Origin of the sequence: Caulobacter ginsengisoli (assembly GCF_030814835.1) — a bacterium.
Classification (GTDB): domain Bacteria; phylum Pseudomonadota; class Alphaproteobacteria; order Caulobacterales; family Caulobacteraceae; genus Caulobacter; species Caulobacter ginsengisoli.
Genome location: NZ_JAUSVS010000001.1, coordinates 367832 through 383279, shown reverse-complemented (window position 1 = coordinate 383279; position 15448 = coordinate 367832). Strand labels below are relative to the sequence as shown.

The window sequence follows — 15448 nt, the reverse complement described above, 5'->3', positions numbered from 1 at the left end:
TAGAGTCTCAGGTGATTTGCGTACGGAGGCAAGGAAATTGGGGGGACCTGCCCCCCCCTGAGAGCCGTTATTGCCGGCCAAAGCGCCAGCCATGGATGGCCGGGACAAGCCCGCCCATAACGGTCGGGAGTGATGAATCGTCGGGTGATCCGCGTACGAGCGCAAGGCTCCGGCTTGCCAGTCTGGCCCGTCACCGGCCTCCGCCCGGATTTCCGCGCTCTGCCGGGAACCAATCCCGCACGACCGAATTTCCGCACCGTGCGTAGTGTTCCCGACACAGAGCGTGAAGCCGTCCCGACGCTGGAAGACGCGGAACGGGCCAGCCATGACCTGAAGGACCAGCTCGCCCGGGCCCGGGGGATCATCGGCAAATACCGCGAGATGCTAACCACGCCGCCCCACCCCGCCGGCGACCTCGATCGCTAGCCCTCGGCCCGAAGCTGGTCGTTTAACATTTTCACTCACTCACGAACGAGTATTGACCACCGGCCCCCGCTACCGGACAGTCGGCCGATCCAACGGCCCAGTCCGGAGCCCTTATGTCGCGCCAGCCCCCGGCCATCGGCCGCCGCCAACTCCTCGCCGCCGCCGCGCTCGGAACCGCCCTTACCGGCGCCCGCCCCGCCCCCGCCGCCACGCCGGCCCGCCGCAAGCCCGCTCCCAAGGGCTTCCTCTGGGGCGTGGCCATCTCGGCCTATCAATCCGAGGGCAACAACACCAACGCCGACGCCTGGCTGATGGAGAACCTCAAGCCCTCCATGTTCAAGGAGCGCTCCGGCGACGCCTGCGACAGCTACCACCGCTACGCCGAGGACTTCGACATCGCCGCCTCCCTGGGCCTCAACGCCTATCGCCTGGGCGTCGAATGGGCCCGCATCGAGCCCAGCGAAGGCGCCTTCTCCAACGCCGAACTCGACCACTACGCCCGCATGCTGGAAGCCTGCCGCGCCCGCGGCCTTGCCCCCATCGTCACCCTCAACCACTTCACCACGCCCCTGTGGTTCGCCATGCGCGGCGGCTTCGAGGCGCCCGACGCCCCGGCCCTCTTCGCCCGCTATTGCAAGAAGGTCGCCGAGCGCCTGGGCGGGCTGATGCACAGCTGCACCACCTTCAACGAGGCCAATATCCGCCTGCTGGTCGAGGTGATGAGCGGCTCCAGCGCCGTCCCGCCGGCCATCCAGGCCGCCATCGCCGCCGCCGCCAAAGCCACCAACGCCCCCCGCTTCTCGCGCCTGGCCTTCGCCGACTCCCAGGTCACCGGTCCGCTCATGCAGGCCGCCCACCGCCAGGCCTATGACGCCATCAAGGCCGTCCGCCCGACCCTTCCCGTCGGCATCACCCTGACCACCCAGGACATCCAGTCCCCCGACCCGGCTCTGGCGGCCCGCTACCGTGACCGTCTCTACGGCGACTGGGTCCAGGTCGCCCGCACCCATGCCGACTTCTTCGGCGTCCAGACCTACACCCGCTTCATCGTGGGCGAGGGCGGCCTGCAGCCCCCGCCGCCGGGCGCCGAACTCACGATGTCAGGCTACGAATACTACCCACAGGCGCTGGCCAACACGATCCGCTGGGCCCACGCCGCCATCGGCAAGCCGGTCTATGTCACCGAAAGCGGCATCGCCACCCGCGACGATGCGCGCCGCGTCGCCTTCATCGACGCCGCCCTCGACGGCGTGCGCGCCTGCCTGGACGAAGGCATCCCTGTCCACAGCTACCTCTACTGGTCCCTGCTCGACAATTTCGAATGGACCAGCGGCTACGGCGTCCCCTTCGGCCTGGTGGCGGTCGACCGCGAGACCTTCAAACGCACGCTCAAGCCCAGCGCGCGGCATCTGGGCGCCCTGGCCCGGGCGAACCGGATCTGACACCGGGGACTGGCTCGCCAAAGGCGTGCCAGTCCCCGCCTTCGCCCCTCACGGCGCGCCGGGCGGCGATATCCCTCCAGCCAACGGCCCGTCGTAGGGCTTGTCGGCCATGAACCCCTCGCGGGGCGGTCCCATCGTGCAGACGATATCGGGCGGGGCGTCCTTGGTCTGGCCGGTCCGTGGCGAATAATAGTAGTGGCCGTTGCTGCGATAGTAGGCCTCGAACGAGAACATCGGGACGCCGTGCGCATCCCCGCCATGCCGCCGCAGCAAGATTCTGTCGCCATCGTCTGACTCGATCTGGTCCAGTCCGCCGCTGTAGGGGCTGTCGACATAGTAGGACCCGACATCGAGGTTGATATCGACCTGGTATTGCGGGATCGGCGGCAGCGGCGATTTTCGGCTCACGCAGTCGAGCGTGAACCGCCGCGGGCCCGGCTCGGCGCGGGCGCCTCCCGCCAGGACCAGCAGGGCCCCGCAGGCCAGCCCGGCCGCCCGTCCCCAAACCTCGCCAGCCATCGGCAAGCTCCTTCTTGGAAGGCCCACGCTAACCCCCCGATTGCCAACCGCCAACCGCTGTGGGCGGCATTGGGCCCTGCCCACGACGCCGGATCGCCCGGCCTAAGCCGCCTAAGCCGCCTTAGCCGTCCGCCAAAACAGCCAGGCCGACACCAGCCACAACCCGACGAACCCCGCCGTCAGCCCGATGATGTTTCGCGGCCAGCCGGGCTCGCCCGCCCCCAGGTCCAGCGCCACCGCCACCACCGCCACGCCCGCCTGGACCACCGCCATGGCGACCATGGCCCGCGCCATGCCCCGCGCCTGCAGCCGCCCGAGCAATGCGCCGACGGCCCCAACGGCCAGCACGCCGGCGAACATCAGGTTGGCCGAGTTGTCCTCCGAGCCGATGATGCCCGCCGCCAGGTTCATCCACACCAGCAGGAAGGCCCCCACGACCGCCAGCCCGAACCCCACCTGATAGGCGATGTTCCCCGACAGCCGCACCGCCGCCTCATAGCCCGCCCCGACCAGGCCCAGCATCGCTCCCATCACCAGGAAGTCGAACCCGGTCCACTGCACCTCGCGGGTGAACTGCATGGCGACCAGCGGCAAGGCCAGCAGCGCCGCCAGGGCGCCCCAGACCAGCACCCGCCACGGCGTTGCGCCAAAACCTCGCCCGCTGCCCTGTCCGTTCATTTCCGCTTTTGTCGTCATTGCCTTGCCGCCCTTCATGCGTGAGGCTGCCACCCTGGCCCATCCGCCCCTGAGCGGCATGAGCAACATCTGAGGCGCCGCTGAAAAATTGACCCCCGGCCGCTTTCACTTCGACCGCTTCGTCCTCGACCCCGCCGACCGCCGCCTCACCCGCGACGGCGCCCCGGTCGAGCTCAACGCACGCTATCTCGACGCCCTGGCCCTGCTGGTCGGCGAGCACGGCAGGCTGGTCACCAAGGAGCACTTCCTTGAGGCGGTCTGGCGTGGCGTCCCGGTCACCGACGAGGCCCTGACCCAGTGTATCCGCACCATCCGCCGCCAGCTGGGCGACGACGCCGCCCGCCCCCGCTTCATCGAAACCGTCCCCAAGCACGGCTATCGCTTTATCGCGGCAGTTCAGGAGATTGGCGAAGTCGGCGAGGCCGAGGGCGAAACCTCCACCCCCGCTCGTCGGTCCCGGCGTGAGGCCGTCCGCACCGGCGTGGCCGGCGCGCTGGGCGGCGCCGTCGCAGGCGTGTTCGGCGGGCTGTTCTATGGCCTGGCCGGGGCGCAGGCCGGCATGGGCGCCATCTCGGTGCTGCTGGTCCTCATCGCCATCACCGCGCTGCTCGGCGCGGTCGGCGGGGCGGCGGTCGGCCTGGGGATCGGTGCGGCCGACCAGTTGGGGCCACCCGGTTGGCGGCGCATCGTCGGCGGCGCTCTGGGCGGCTTCATGATCGGGGCGGTGGTCAAGCTGCTGGGCCTGGACGCCTTCGAGCTGCTGTTCGGCGTCTCGCCCGGCGACATCACCGGCGCGACTGAGGGTCTGATCCTGGGCGGCGGCGTGGGCCTCGCCGTCTGGCTGGCCGGCCGCCTCGGCCTGCGTCTGGCGGTAACCGTTGCCGCCCTCATTGGCCTGGCCGCCGGCGCGGCCCTGGCCCTCACCGGTGGTCGCCTGATGGGCGGCAGCCTGGCCCTCCTGGCGCAGCAGTTCCCCGCCTCCCACCTGGACCTCGCCCGCCTCGGCGCCCTGATCGGCGAGCCCAGCTTCGGTCCGGTCGTTCAGGACCTGACCGCCAGCCTGGAGGGCGGGCTTTTCACGGTCTGCGTGGTGGGGGCGATGAGGCTGGTGCGGTCGAGATCCGGAGCCTGGCGGAAGATCGTCTTCGCCGACGCCGCCTGGGAGGAGCATCTCCCCTGATCCGCCCGCCCCGAGCCTCCGTATCCCCAGCCGGAGGCCACCCATGCACCGACTGCTGATTACCGCCGCCCTGCTCGCCGCCGCGCCTGCCGCCCAGTCGCCTGCCGCCCAGTCGCCCGCCGCCCAACTGCCCGACGGCGCCATCAGCCGCTCACGCATGGGGCCGGCCAGCGAGGTCGTCCTCTTTTTCATCTTCGACCCGGCCGGAATGCAGGACCGCCTGCCGCCGGGCGTGCGGTTTCGCACGATCGACGAGATTGCCGCGCGCGACCCCGAGGCCGCCGCCTACCTGCGGGCCCATCCGGAGCGGGGCGGCTGGGTGCGCAGTTTCTTCGAGATCATCGCCAGCCCGATGGACTATGACGGCGTCAGGGACCGGCATGGGGCCGATGGGATCATGGCGGTCTGGTACGCCTGGGCGACCCCGACCGCCGCCACCATCGATCCGCGCCTGAAGGGCGGGCGGCTGGTGGCGCTGGAGAGCTGGGTCTCCGAGCCGAAGCTGGCCGGCGCCATGCGGGCCAGAGGCTATCCGGCTGATCCCGCCCGCATCCGCCTGCTCCGCGGCCCGGGCGGGCGGCTGAGCGCGTCCCTCCAGGCCCCTGGCGTGACCGTCAGGGTTACCTGCCGCCTCGACGGCCAACCCGAGCGCCCCGACTGGTCGGCCAGGGTCAGCTACCAGACCATCTTCAGCCCCGCCGGCGGCGCCCCGACTTTCGAGGTGGTCGGCTTCAGCGGCCATGTGCAGGAGCAGTGCCGCGCCCCGACCTGGACCATGACCGGCGCCGGCCGCCTGCCCACCACCTACCGCGCCCTGGCGGCGCTGGGCCAGCCGGTTGGCGAAACCGAGTTCGACTACGGCTATCGCCTGGACGGCGGCCTCTACCGATGGTGAGGCTCAAGCCGCCCGCTCCCGCCACGCATAGGCCTCCGCCAGGTTGGCGCAGATGTTCCGCACGATAGCCGCCTGGCCCCGGTCGTTTTCCTCGCCGGTGATATGGGCCACCACCGCCCGCCAGGTCGGCAGCGCGATCCGGGTCTCCGGCGTCGGCCGCAGCAGTTCGAGCAGCAGCCAGCCGTCGCGCCGGCCGATCCGCCCCAGCACCGCGTCGACCCGCTGGCCGGCCGCCAGCATCTGGTCGGTCCGCCCCGGCCCCAGCCCCATGTCGCAGTCGACCCGGACCATGGCCCGGCCCCGGTCGTGCTCGCCCGCCCGGATGGTCAGGTCGCGCTCCAGCCGGCGGACGGCGTCGTAGGCGCCCGCCGCCATACCCTCGCGCAGGGCCTCGAAAGCGTCCAGCCGGCGGGCGCCCAGGGTGTGGGTGCGGCCCTCGCGGCGCACGTCGACCGCATCGTTGCTGGCCAGGGCGGCGGCCGAGGCCGCCAGCCCCACCGCCTCGAAATCCCGGGCTCTGCGCGAGAGCCGCTCGGCGGCGATCTCGGCCGGAGACTTGGGTTTCAGCTTTCTTTTCCGTGACATAGCTGTCCTTTCACTGAATTGGGAAGCAGCGCGCGCAAGCGCGGAAGAGCCCTGCTGGGCGCGTAGTTCAGTCCCCGGGACGTTCGTTGGCCGCCTGGGCCAGCATCCGCCCCGCCAGCGAGTCCAGGTGCCGCGCCGCCTCTCGCGCTCCGATCTGGGCCGCCAGCGCCATGGCCGCATAGCGCAGCACCCGCCGGGCCATGGCCTCGCGCCGGACCTTGTCGCCGGCGCAGCGCACCGGGCCGCAGACCGCGTCCAGCGCCGCATCGCGCGCCGCCAGGTCGCGAGGCTCGCGCCGGCCGGCCTTCAGCACCACCACCGTCATGACACCCTCCCGAACAGCCGCTCCAACGCCTGGGCCTCGGCCAGGATCTGTTCGGGCGGAACCGGGAAGGCGATGGCCGCATGGGCCGAGCAGTACGAGCCCCGCGCCTTGCGGGCCCCGCAGAAGCGGAAGTCCCGCCGCTCGGGATCGCCGAACGGCCAGCGGCAGTGATGGCGTTCGACCTCCGCCATAGCCACCCCGCCCTGCAGGCCTTCAAAAGCCCGCTCGTCGAACGCCGCCAGCGCCCGCAACCCAGCCGGTTGCACATGCGCCCCGCGGAAGTTGAAGCCATTGTTCTGGGCCGTGGCCCGCGCTACCGGCGGGGCCTTCAGCCGTTCCCTGCCCGCCTCCACCGCCTTGTGATTGGCCGTGCCGACCTTGCTGGCCAGTTGGTGGAAGGCCGCCTTGTCGCGGCTGCGCTCCAGGCCCATGCGCGTGGCCTTGCCGATACAGGCGTTGCGGGTCACCCCACCGCCGATTTCCCGGGCGATCCGGGCGAAGCTGAGCCCCGCCGCAAAGCCCCGTTTCAGCGCCTCCACGCGCTCCTGCGACCACTCACTCATGGCGATTTCCCTGATGCCGCCCGGCCTGGGCAGGACTCAAGGATTACGGAATTACGTATCTATTTGCAAGCGGAAATACGAAACACCGTAATTACGGATTGCCGTAGATTGCGGCATTGTGAGAGCCATGGGAAGCAAGCAACCAAGCCAGCGCGCCCGGGCCTTCAAGGCCTGGATGGCCGAACAAGGAACCAACACCGCCCAGGTGTCGGCCCGGTCCGGCGTCACCTACACCACCCTCGCCTCGTTCGTGCAGGGCTCGACCCAGAGCCTCAAAGGCGAGACCGAGGAGAAGATCACCGCCGCCTACGGTTCCAGCGCCGCGGTGATCTTCGGCGGCGCGGACGCCTCCTCGCGGGCCATTCCGGTGATCTCCTGGGTGGCGGCCGGCAAGCTGTCGGATCCCGACGAGCCGATCGAACTGGAGAGCGAGACCATCGAGATCAGCGGCCTGGAGCCTGGCGACTATTTCGGCACCCGGGTGCGGGGCGTCTCGATGAACCGCATCGCCCAGGACGGCGCCCTGATCATCGTCAACCGCGCCGACCGCGAGCCGATCCGCGGCCGCCGCTACATTTTCAACCACCGCGGCCAGACCACCTTCAAACGCTACGGCGGCGCCGACCCGACAAGGCTCGAGCCGGAATCCACCGAAGAGTTCGAAACCATCTTTCCCAAGTCCGACGAGGACTGGAGCGTGATCGGCCGGGTGCGGCTGGTGATCGCGGAGGTTTGAGCGCGCGAGGAAAAATCACGTAACGCCGTAACTCCCACTTGAATACTACGTAATTACGTATATAATTCCTCTCGCCCCGAGAGGACCCATCATGCCCATCCCCGCCACGGCCCAGCCGGTTGGCCGGCCGGTGACCCATGCCGAGCCCGCCCCCTACGAGACCGGCTACCGCCTGACCCGCGACCGCCGCCCCCACCCCGACTACGGCTGCGTGTTCTGGACCGACAGCACCGACTACCAGGGCCCCAAATACCGCTACGACTACAGCCGCGACGGCTGGCGCTTTTGCCTCTCCGGCCTGGGCCACGTCGTCCAACAAGGCTGGCTAAACCTGTCAGGCCGAGCCTTCCACATCGCCGGCCCCTCCAACCGCCAGCAGGCCGCCTGATGCGCGAGCTCCTCACCCAGGCCCACGCTCAACTCACCCACGCCCTCTCGCTGGTGGAGGCAGCCCGCCAGGCGCATTCCCCCGAACGCGCCGGCAACCTGGCCCATGACGCCGACCTGCAATGCCTGGAGGCGGCCAACACCCTGAGCGCGGCGTTCGGGGCGGCGGCGGAGATGCAGCTCCAGGCACTTCCCCCGCCGCCTACAGCAACCACCCCCCGCTATCCAGATGCACATCCCCGGTGATCTTCATCCGATAGTCCGCCGCCCCGTCGCCATCGACATCCAGCTGCAGCGTCGTGATCCCGCCGCCGAACACCAGGGTCATCTCGCCGGCATGACTGGTGAACGCACCCACCAGGGTGAAGGCTTGGTCGCCCGCCGTCGTGCTGTCGGCGTCGATGGCCGAGAGGTCCAGTTTGTCGCTCTGGGCGGCGATCAGGTCGTTGACGGTGTCGACCTCAAGCATCCCGCCCAGATGGCTCTGGATCACCGACTCCTGGCGCACCACGAAGGTGTCCGCCCCCGTCCCGCCGACCAGGATATCGGCGCCGGTCCCCCCGATGATGACATCATTGCCGCCCAGGCCCTTGAGGATGTCATCTCCAGCCAGACCGTCCAGGGTGTTGGCCCCGCCGTTTCCGGTCATGGTGTTGGCTAGGCCGTTGCCGATCCCGCTGGTGTCGGCCGCCCCGTCCAGGATCAGGTTCTCGATATTGGCCGACAGGGTGAAGCTGACCATCGTGCGAACGATGTCGATCCCCTCGCCGCTGTTCTCCGTAGCGGTGTCGCCCAGGTCGTCGACATAGAAGCTGTCGTCGCCCAATCCCCCGGCCATGGCGTCCGCGCCCGTCCCACCGTCCAGCACGTCGTTGCCGTCGCCGCCGTTCAGGATGTCGGTCCCAGCCCCGCCGGTCAGTGTGTCGGCCCCGATCCCGCCGTTCAGCGTGTCATTGTCGGCCCCGCCATCCAGCTGGTCATTGCCCGAGCCGCCATAGAGGGTGTCATCGCCCACCCCGCCGTTGAGGATGTCGTTGTCGCCCGACCCGTCCAGGTCGTCGGTCCCATTGCCGCCGACCAGCATGTCGTTGCCGTTGCCGCCGATCAGGCTGTCGTTGCCGTCGCCACCCTTGACAAGGTCGTCGCCGTCGGCCCCGTTCAGGGTATTGGCCCCGGCGTTGCCCATCAGGGTGTTGGCGCCGGTGTTGCCGGTCCCGTCGATATTGGCCGAGCCATCCAGGATCAGGGTCTCGAGATTGGCCCCCAGCACCCAGCTCAGCGCGGCGTGGACGACATCGGTCCCCTGCCCGCCGGCCTCGACCGCCGTGTCGCCCAGGTCGTCGACATAATAGGTGTCGTCCCCGCTGCCGCCGGTCATGGCGTCGGCGCCGATCCCGCCGTCGAGCAGGTCTCCGTTGGCCCCGCCGTCGAGGGTGTCCACGCCGTCGCCGCCATAGAGCAGGTCCACGCCGTTGCCCCCCAGCAGGCTGTCGATGCCCGCCCCGCCGTTCAAGGTGTCGGCGCCGTCGCCGCCGTCCAGCGTGTTGGCGCCGCCGTTGCCGGTAATGACATTGTTGTCGGCGTTGCCGGTCCCGTTGATGTCGGCCGAGCCCTCCAAGACCAGCGCCTCGACATTGCCCGCCAGCGTCCAGGCGATGGTCGAGCGCACGGTGTCATAGCCCTCGCCGCCGGCTTCCACCGTCGTGTCGCCGGCATTGTCGACATAGTAGGTATCGTCGCCCGTTCCGCCGGTCAGGGCGTCGGCCCCGGCCATGCCGTTCAGCGTGTCATTGCCGTCGCCGCCCGACAGGCTGTCGGCGGCGGCGTCGCCGGTCAGGGTGTCGGCGCCGCTGGTGCCGGTCTGGGTGATCGGGGCCGCCACCGTGGCGTGGCCATAGACAATGGTGGCCGTGGTCGGGTCGCCTCGCCGGCCGATCAGCACATCGTCGAAGCCGTCGTGGTTGATGTCGCCCAGGCCCGCCACCGAGACGCCGGCCTTGCCGCCCCCATGGTTGCCGTCGATGCGCTGGCCGCTGCTCCCCTGCACCGTGCTGAGGTCGAGCACGGCGCTGAAGCCGCCGGCCTTGCCGAACACGATCCACACCGCTCCGCCCGTAACGCCCCCGCCGGAGGCGTAGGGGTCGCCCAGGATCAGGTCGTCGAACCCGTCGCCGTTGAAGTCCCCGGCCGAGGCCACGGCGCCGCCCAGGAGGCTGTTAGCCGCGCCTTCGCTGAGCCGAAACCCGTTGGTCCCGTCCAGCGTGCTGACATCGACATGGGCCGGCAGGCCGCTGGCCGAGCCGAACACCACATAGGCCGCCCCCGTCCGCACCCCGCCGATATAGACATTGTTCGAGCCGATGACGATGTCGGCAAACCCGTCGCCGTTGATGTCCCCGGCCGCGGCGACGACGTCCAGCTGGTCCAGGGAGCTGGCCCCGTCGAAGGCCACGCCGTTGGTCCCGTCGATGCCCGCCAGGTCGAAGCTGGGGTTGAAGGCGCCGCCATGGCCATAGACCAGGTAGACGGTCCCCGCCTGGGTGATTCCGTTCGGGTCGGTCAGCCGGGCCCCGAACAGGAAGTCGTCATAGCCGTCGTTATTGAAGTCGCCGGCCCCGGAGACGCGGAAGCCGCCGAAGTCGAACGACGCCGCCCCGTCGACCCGGAACCCGTTGGTCCCGTCCAGCCCGGCCAGCGAGAGGTTGGCGCCAAAGCCGGCCGCCGTCCCGAACACCACATAGGCGCCGCCCGCATAGGTCCGGCTCTGGGGATCCAGGCCCTGGGCGCTGATCAGCACGTCGTCCATGCCGTCGCCGTTGATGTCGCCGATGCCGGCCACCGAATAGCCGAGGTGGTCGGTGGTGTTGATCCCGCCCATCCGGAAACCGTTGGTTCCGTTCAGGTCGGCGACGTTGAGCACCGCCCCGAACGCCCCGGCGTGGCCGAAGATCACATAGCCCGCGCCCATGTCCTCGTTATAGACCGTGGCGTCGGCGAACGGCGCGCCGACGATCAGGTCGTCATAGCCGTCATGGTTCAGGTCCCCCGCCGAAGCGACCGAGAAGCCCAGGTAGTCGGTGCTGGCGATGACGGTCTGGCCGTCGATGCGGAAGCCATTGGTCCCGTCCAGGCTGGCCAGGTTGAGGTTGGCCGGCAGCCCGCTGGCCGAGCCGAACACCACATAGGCCGCCCCCGGCCGGGTATTGCCCACGCCATAGGCCCCGGGAACGCCGATGATGAAGTCGGCATAGCCATCGCCGTTGAGGTCGCCGGCCAGGGCGACGCTGACCCCCGCGTCCTCGTTGGTCGAGCCGCTGAAGGTGATGTTGGCGCCGTTGGTTCCGTCGATCGCCGCCAGGCTGAACGTCGGTTGGGTCGGCCCCCCGCCGAAGGGGTCGAAAGGGTTGAAAGGCATCCGCAAATCCTCGCCGCCCCAAACTGGGTGCAGCCTTTCTAGTTTCAGGAAATGCGGCGGCCCGGCAGTGCAAAAAACTGGGCCGGTTTTCGCGCGTACGGGGAGCCGGCCCCCAACGCAAAACGCCCGCCTTGCGGCGGGCGTTCGGGCTTGGCGATGGTACCACCTCTCAGGTTCGAACTGAGGACCTCCAGAGCCACAATCTGGCGCTCTAACCAACTGAGCTAAGGCGGCGCATCGCTGCGAGGGGCAGGGTTTAGTCTGCCCCGGCTTTTGGATCAAGTCATCAACAGCTTGCGTGCCGCTGCGTCAGGGTCTCACCCTTCGCCCCATGAGCGACCCAGCCATCACCAGCCGTCTCGTCCAGGCCAATGGCCAAAGCTTCATGGTCGACGAGTGCGGCGGGGGCGATGACGTCGCCCTGTTCCTGCACGGCTTCCCCGAGAGCCGCTACAGCTGGCGCTATCAGCTGCCGCTGCTGGCATCGCTGGGCTGGCGGGCCGTGGCGCCGGATCTGCGGGGCTATGGGCAGTCGAGCCGCCCGCGCGACAAGGCCGCCTATCGCATCGAGCACCTGATCGCCGACGCAGCTGGGCTGTTCGATGCGCTGGGGGCCAAACGCCGGCTGCTGGTCGCCCATGACTGGGGGGCGGCTATCGCCTGGGGCTTCGCCATCGAGAAGGCGCGGCCCCTGGACGGCCTGGTCATCATGAACGTCCCTCATCCCAGCGTCTTCCTGGCGGCCATGCGGGGCAACGCGGCCCAGTGGAAGAAGTCCTGGTATATCGCCTTCTTCCAGCTGCCCGGCATCCCCGAGGCCGCCATGACCGCCCGCAACGCCGAGGCGGTCGCCAGGGCCTTCACCGGCATGGCCGTCGACAAGAGCCGCTTCCCGCCGGAAGTCACCGACCACTATCGGCGCAACGCCCTGATCCCCGGGGCGATGACCGCCATGATCAACTACTACCGCGCCAATGTCGCCACGATGGCCCGCTGGGGCCCGGGCAAGGCCGCTGTCATCGAGACCCCCACCCTGATGCTCTGGGGCGAGGAGGACGCCGCGCTGGGGCTGGAATTGACCGAGGGCTACGAGGGTCTGGTCACCGACTTCACGCTGCGGCGCTTCCCGGGCGTTTCGCACTGGGTCCAGCAGGAGGCTCCGGAGGCGGTGAACACGGCCCTGGAGGGGTGGCTGCGGGACAAGGGGCTGGTCGGCTAGGGAGAACCCGGGCCAGGATGTGATCGGCGCGCGCCTGAACACCAAAACGCCCCGGAGGTTTCCCTCCGGGGCGTTCGGTTTCTTCGGCTCCTGGCCTCGAGCTAGTCGCTCGGCGGCTGGAACACGATCGGCACCCGGACCGTGCCGCCTTCGACGGGCGAGCCGTCGAGGGTCTTCGGCTTCATCCGGAACAGCTTGGCCATACGCAGGGCCGCGCTGCCGAATTCCGCGTCGGCGGGCGTTTCCGACACCACCGAGCAGTTTTCCAGCGTGCCCTTGGCGGTCACCGAGCACGACAGGACCGCCTTGCCACCCTGGTTGAGGCGCTGAGCCCGCTCCGGGTAGTATTTGGCCACGTCGTCCCCGTTCGGGCGGCGAGCCCAGTCGGGGTTGGTGATCACCGACGCCCGCGGCTTTTCAGGCGGGGGCGGCGGGGCGGCTACCGGCGCGACCGGCGGCTGGGGCCGAGGCTCCGGCACCGGGTCGACGCGGATCGGCGGCGGCTGGGGCAGGTCCGGCGGCACCGCCACTGGCGGCCTGGGCTGAATCACCGCCGGCGGCGGCGGCGGCGCCGAGGTCGGCGGGGGGGGCGGCGGCGGAGGAGGCGGCGGCGGCGGCGGCTTGATCGTTTTCACGTCAAGCTTCTCGTCGGCGTAGTTCTTCTCCGTCATGATGAACTTCGTCGTCGCCAGATAGGCCACAAGGCCTACGTGCAACAGAACGATCACCACCAGCGCGAGGATGAAGCCTCGGCCAAGGCCCTTTTGCTGCGGCCCGTCGAAGGGGTTGTGATGCGGACGAGCGCCGTCTTGGATAGCGTCAGCCATGCGTCACTTACCCTTTCCCGGACCCGAGGTATCGGTCCCGACCAGGGCCACGCTGTAGAAGTTGGCATCCTGCAACGCGTTCATCACCTTCATGAAGTCCCCGTAGCGAACCTGTTTGTCGGCGCGGATGAAGATCCGCTCCTTGGACGGGTCACGGGTGCCGGTGGCGGCTTTGACATCGTCGCCGATGTCGGCAAGCGTCGTTGGCCTGTCACCGACATAGTACGACCCGCCGGCCTGAATAGAGATGTAGACCGGCTTGGGCGGGTTCGGGTGAGGTTTGGCCACCGCATCGGGCAGCTTCAGCTCGACCGAAACCGTAGCCAACGGCGCAGCCACCATGAAGATGATCAGAAGCACCAGCATGACGTCCACGAAGGGCGTAACGTTGATGTCGGCGTTCTGTTCGACCTGGTATCTGCTTTCGCCGCCGGGCCCTGCGATTTTGGCGGCCATGTTTGTTACTGCCCCTTGTCGAGCTGCCGCGAAATGGCGTTCATCAGTTCAGCCGTGAAGCCGTCCGACCGCGTGCCATAGGCGGAGATGCGGGTCTGGAAGTAGTTATAGAACACCACGGCGGGGATGGCGGCGAACAGGCCCAGACCGGTGGCCAGCAGCGCTTCGGCGATGCCGGGAGCGACGACGGCCAGGTTGGTCGTGTTGGTGTTCGCGATGCCGATGAACGAGTCCATGATGCCGTAGACGGTGCCGAACAGACCGATGAACGGGCCGTTGGAGCCGACCGAGGCCAGGAACTGCATGCCGCTCGAGAGGCGCTTGGACAGCGAGGACTGCACCGCCGACACGGCCGTCTGGGCCCGGGAGATGGTCGATTCGCGGTGAGCGCCGCTGACGGCCAGACCGGCCTGCTTGGACATCTCGACTTCCTGGGCAGCCGCCCCGGCCATGTCGGCCAGCGGGTTGCCTTCGAACTCGTCGCTCATGGCGATACGGCCCATGTCGCCGATCGACTTGGCCCCGCGGAAAGCTTCCACGAAGTCATTCGATTTGCGGTTCAGCGCGCCGAACTCGAGCATCTTGGTGATCAGCAGGGTCCAGGAGAAAACCGAGGCCAGCACCAGGCCCACCATGACCACCTTCACGACGACCTTGGCGTCGAGGAACATGGTCCAGGGGTTCAGCTTGCCGCCCTTGTTGTCGAGCTGGACCGGCGCCTTGTCGGCGGCGGGAGCAGCGGGAGCGTCGGCGGCCGGCGCCGCGGGAGCGGCGTCGGCAGCGGGAGCGCCAGCAGCGGCCGGAGCGGCGGCGTCGGCGGCGGGAGGGGTCTGCGCGAACGCAGGCGCGCTAGTCATCAGCGCCATCGCGCCGAGCATAGCAATGAAGGGAATTCGTTGTTTGTCGAGCATCTGTCGCCAGTTCCTGCTTGGTCTAGCACTTATGGACCGAAAGGGTCGTCGCGCGAGAGCGTCTCCACCCAGTTAATAACCCGGCGAGCAAGCCCGAGCTTCGGGCTAACGCACCAGAACCGCTTTCGCTGCGCCGGGACCCAACGCGCCACTAAAAAACCTTAACGGGCTCTCGGGTGGCGATTTGAAGGCGCAATTGAACTCAGCCCTCCTAAGGAAGGCTGAATCCATCCGCTAAGTTAGACTTGCGGTTGGCGTCCTTTGGCAACCCCTTTTCGCATCGTCAAGGGGTGTTGCTGCGAACTGCCTTCCCCAAAACAGGGGCTAATCAGCAGTTATATTGCGGTGCACAATCTGAATTAGCGGAAGTCTGGAAGGTTTTTCCCTTCCCTGGGGAAAGTGAATGGTGCGGTGCACAATACCTGGCCGAACAGGGGTCTTTTCGAAATAGGCGCCGGATGGTCATGATTCAAGCGGCGGCCTGCGCCTGAGACGACCTGGGGTGACTTGAAAGGAGCGGCGCCGAAGTGGTGCCTGGGGGCGGATTCGAACCACCGACACGCGGATTTTCAATCCGCTGCTCTACCAACTGAGCTACCCAGGCGAAGCGCTTCGCAAACCCCGCGCTCGCGGGAGCCGCGTCTATAAGGGAGGGCGAAGGGCAAGTCCAGCGCCTCAATCAAGCCCTTCCCCGGGGAAGGAGTTTTCACTCCTCCTCCCCCTCCGCCTCCCCTTCCATGCCGGGAATCACATAGCTCCCGCCCAGCCACCGGTGCAGGTCCACGTCCGCGCACCGCTTCGAGCAGAACGGCCGGAATTCCTGCACGGCCGGCTTGCCGCAGATCGGGCATTTCACCTTCAGGGGC

Annotated in this window: 18 protein-coding genes and 2 tRNA genes; 8 read left to right on the top strand and 12 right to left on the bottom strand. The window is 68.7% G+C overall.

The genetic code is table 11. The features are described 5' to 3' along the window. Positions 1-258: 258 nt before the first annotated feature. Together QO010_RS01885 and QO010_RS01880 are read left to right on the top strand one after the other, a co-directional pair. Complete coding sequence (locus tag QO010_RS01885) at positions 259-426, top strand: hypothetical protein (protein ID WP_307345184.1); 168 nt, start codon at positions 259-261, stop codon at positions 424-426. 113 nt (positions 427-539) lie between these two features. Then, entirely contained in the window at positions 540-1868 is a 1329-nt protein-coding gene (locus QO010_RS01880) for a glycoside hydrolase family 1 protein (protein WP_307345182.1), read from the top strand. Positions 1869-1916: 48 nt separating this feature from the next. On the opposite strand, the gene QO010_RS01875 is transcribed toward QO010_RS01880, so the two are convergent. Both QO010_RS01875 and QO010_RS01870 read right to left on the bottom strand, forming a co-directional pair. After that, positions 1917-2387, bottom strand: coding sequence for a hypothetical protein (locus tag QO010_RS01875; RefSeq protein WP_307345179.1), 471 nt, complete (start codon positions 2385-2387; stop codon positions 1917-1919). 111 nt (positions 2388-2498) lie between these two features. After that, positions 2499-3065: a hypothetical protein gene (locus QO010_RS01870; protein WP_307345175.1), complete on the bottom strand. Its 567-nt coding sequence runs from the start codon at positions 3063-3065 to the stop codon at positions 2499-2501. 106 nt (positions 3066-3171) lie between these two features. Here QO010_RS01870 and QO010_RS01865 point away from each other — a divergent pair, with 106 nt between their 5' ends. Both QO010_RS01865 and QO010_RS01860 read left to right on the top strand, forming a co-directional pair. Continuing rightward, complete coding sequence (locus QO010_RS01865) at positions 3172-4263, top strand: winged helix-turn-helix domain-containing protein (protein WP_307345172.1); 1092 nt, start codon at positions 3172-3174, stop codon at positions 4261-4263. 43 nt (positions 4264-4306) lie between these two features. Next, positions 4307-5158 carry a hypothetical protein gene (locus QO010_RS01860; RefSeq protein ID WP_307345168.1) on the top strand — a complete coding sequence of 284 codons (852 nt, stop codon included), beginning with the start codon at positions 4307-4309 and terminating at the stop codon, positions 5156-5158. Between the two features lie 3 nt (positions 5159-5161). Here the strand turns inward: QO010_RS01860 and QO010_RS01855 are convergent, their stop codons facing one another. From QO010_RS01855 to QO010_RS01845, 3 genes are all read right to left on the bottom strand, one after another. Beyond that, positions 5162-5743 carry a hypothetical protein gene (locus tag QO010_RS01855; RefSeq protein WP_307345166.1) on the bottom strand — a complete coding sequence of 194 codons (582 nt, stop codon included), beginning with the start codon at positions 5741-5743 and terminating at the stop codon, positions 5162-5164. A gap of 67 nt (positions 5744-5810) precedes the next feature. Then, a complete protein-coding gene (locus QO010_RS01850; protein WP_307345164.1) occupies positions 5811-6068 on the bottom strand; it encodes a hypothetical protein in 258 nt (85 codons plus the stop codon). Continuing rightward, on the bottom strand, positions 6065-6631 hold the full coding sequence (locus tag QO010_RS01845; protein WP_307345162.1) for a GcrA family cell cycle regulator: 567 nt from the start codon (positions 6629-6631) through the stop codon (positions 6065-6067). Before QO010_RS01845 ends, QO010_RS01850 begins: the two co-directional genes overlap by 4 nt. Before the next feature lie 127 nt (positions 6632-6758). Here QO010_RS01845 and QO010_RS01840 point away from each other — a divergent pair, with 127 nt between their 5' ends. From QO010_RS01840 to QO010_RS01830, 3 genes are all read left to right on the top strand, one after another. Beyond that, positions 6759-7367, top strand: a complete 609-nt coding sequence (locus QO010_RS01840) for a S24 family peptidase (RefSeq protein WP_307345159.1) — start codon at positions 6759-6761, stop codon at positions 7365-7367. A 91-nt stretch (positions 7368-7458) separates the two neighbouring features. Next, the gene (locus tag QO010_RS01835) at positions 7459-7755 is read left to right on the top strand and encodes a hypothetical protein (RefSeq protein ID WP_307345157.1); all 297 of its coding nucleotides are present in this window, start codon (positions 7459-7461) and stop codon (positions 7753-7755) included. Then, on the top strand, positions 7755-8000 hold the full coding sequence (locus QO010_RS01830; RefSeq protein ID WP_307345154.1) for a hypothetical protein: 246 nt from the start codon (positions 7755-7757) through the stop codon (positions 7998-8000). The genes QO010_RS01835 and QO010_RS01830 overlap by 1 nt, the downstream gene beginning before the upstream one ends. Here QO010_RS01830 and QO010_RS01825 read toward each other — a convergent pair. Then, positions 7957-11169 (bottom strand): hypothetical protein, encoded by a 3213-nt coding sequence (locus QO010_RS01825; protein ID WP_307345152.1) that lies wholly within the window; start codon positions 11167-11169, stop codon positions 7957-7959. The two genes, QO010_RS01830 and QO010_RS01825, sit on opposite strands and share 44 nt — an antisense overlap. A gap of 157 nt (positions 11170-11326) precedes the next feature. Next, positions 11327-11403: transfer RNA gene (locus QO010_RS01820), tRNA-His, on the bottom strand. 97 nt (positions 11404-11500) lie between these two features. Between QO010_RS01820 and QO010_RS01815 the strand changes: the two genes are divergently transcribed. Further along, positions 11501-12388: an alpha/beta fold hydrolase gene (locus QO010_RS01815; RefSeq protein ID WP_307345150.1), complete on the top strand. Its 888-nt coding sequence runs from the start codon at positions 11501-11503 to the stop codon at positions 12386-12388. Between the two features lie 101 nt (positions 12389-12489). Here QO010_RS01815 and QO010_RS01810 read toward each other — a convergent pair whose 3' ends face one another. The 5 genes from QO010_RS01810 to yacG form a co-directional block, all read right to left on the bottom strand. Further along, positions 12490-13215, bottom strand: coding sequence for an energy transducer TonB (locus tag QO010_RS01810; RefSeq protein WP_307345146.1), 726 nt, complete (start codon positions 13213-13215; stop codon positions 12490-12492). A gap of 3 nt (positions 13216-13218) precedes the next feature. Continuing rightward, entirely contained in the window at positions 13219-13671 is a 453-nt protein-coding gene (locus QO010_RS01805; RefSeq protein ID WP_307345144.1) for a biopolymer transporter ExbD, read from the bottom strand. Positions 13672-13676: 5 nt separating this feature from the next. After that, a complete protein-coding gene (gene exbB / locus QO010_RS01800; RefSeq protein WP_307345141.1) occupies positions 13677-14582 on the bottom strand; it encodes a tonB-system energizer ExbB in 906 nt (301 codons plus the stop codon). Between the two features lie 528 nt (positions 14583-15110). Next, positions 15111-15186, bottom strand: a tRNA-Phe gene (locus tag QO010_RS01795). Between the two features lie 102 nt (positions 15187-15288). After that, complete coding sequence (gene yacG / locus QO010_RS01790) at positions 15289-15444, bottom strand: DNA gyrase inhibitor YacG (protein ID WP_307347040.1); 156 nt, start codon at positions 15442-15444, stop codon at positions 15289-15291. Positions 15445-15448: the final 4 nt, after the last annotated feature.

What these genes read in the sequence shown, in the direction of transcription:
- QO010_RS01880 (WP_307345182.1), top strand. Translation starts at nt 540, where the DNA reads ATGTCGCGCCAGCCCCCGGCCATCGGCCGCCGCCAACTCCTCGCCGCC.
- QO010_RS01875 (WP_307345179.1), bottom strand. Translation starts at nt 2,387, where the DNA reads ATGGCTGGCGAGGTTTGGGGACGGGCGGCCGGGCTGGCCTGCGGGGCC.
- QO010_RS01870 (WP_307345175.1), bottom strand. Translation starts at nt 3,065, where the DNA reads ATGAACGGACAGGGCAGCGGGCGAGGTTTTGGCGCAACGCCGTGGCGG.
- QO010_RS01860 (WP_307345168.1), top strand. Translation starts at nt 4,307, where the DNA reads ATGCACCGACTGCTGATTACCGCCGCCCTGCTCGCCGCCGCGCCTGCC.
- QO010_RS01855 (WP_307345166.1), bottom strand. Translation starts at nt 5,743, where the DNA reads ATGTCACGGAAAAGAAAGCTGAAACCCAAGTCTCCGGCCGAGATCGCC.
- QO010_RS01850 (WP_307345164.1), bottom strand. Translation starts at nt 6,068, where the DNA reads ATGACGGTGGTGGTGCTGAAGGCCGGCCGGCGCGAGCCTCGCGACCTG.
- QO010_RS01845 (WP_307345162.1), bottom strand. Translation starts at nt 6,631, where the DNA reads ATGAGTGAGTGGTCGCAGGAGCGCGTGGAGGCGCTGAAACGGGGCTTT.
- QO010_RS01840 (WP_307345159.1), top strand. Translation starts at nt 6,759, where the DNA reads ATGGGAAGCAAGCAACCAAGCCAGCGCGCCCGGGCCTTCAAGGCCTGG.
- QO010_RS01835 (WP_307345157.1), top strand. Translation starts at nt 7,459, where the DNA reads ATGCCCATCCCCGCCACGGCCCAGCCGGTTGGCCGGCCGGTGACCCAT.
- QO010_RS01830 (WP_307345154.1), top strand. Translation starts at nt 7,755, where the DNA reads ATGCGCGAGCTCCTCACCCAGGCCCACGCTCAACTCACCCACGCCCTC.
- QO010_RS01825 (WP_307345152.1), bottom strand. Translation starts at nt 11,169, where the DNA reads ATGCCTTTCAACCCTTTCGACCCCTTCGGCGGGGGGCCGACCCAACCG.
- QO010_RS01815 (WP_307345150.1), top strand. Translation starts at nt 11,501, where the DNA reads ATGAGCGACCCAGCCATCACCAGCCGTCTCGTCCAGGCCAATGGCCAA.
- QO010_RS01810 (WP_307345146.1), bottom strand. Translation starts at nt 13,215, where the DNA reads ATGGCTGACGCTATCCAAGACGGCGCTCGTCCGCATCACAACCCCTTC.
- QO010_RS01805 (WP_307345144.1), bottom strand. Translation starts at nt 13,671, where the DNA reads ATGGCCGCCAAAATCGCAGGGCCCGGCGGCGAAAGCAGATACCAGGTC.
- exbB (WP_307345141.1), bottom strand. Translation starts at nt 14,582, where the DNA reads ATGCTCGACAAACAACGAATTCCCTTCATTGCTATGCTCGGCGCGATG.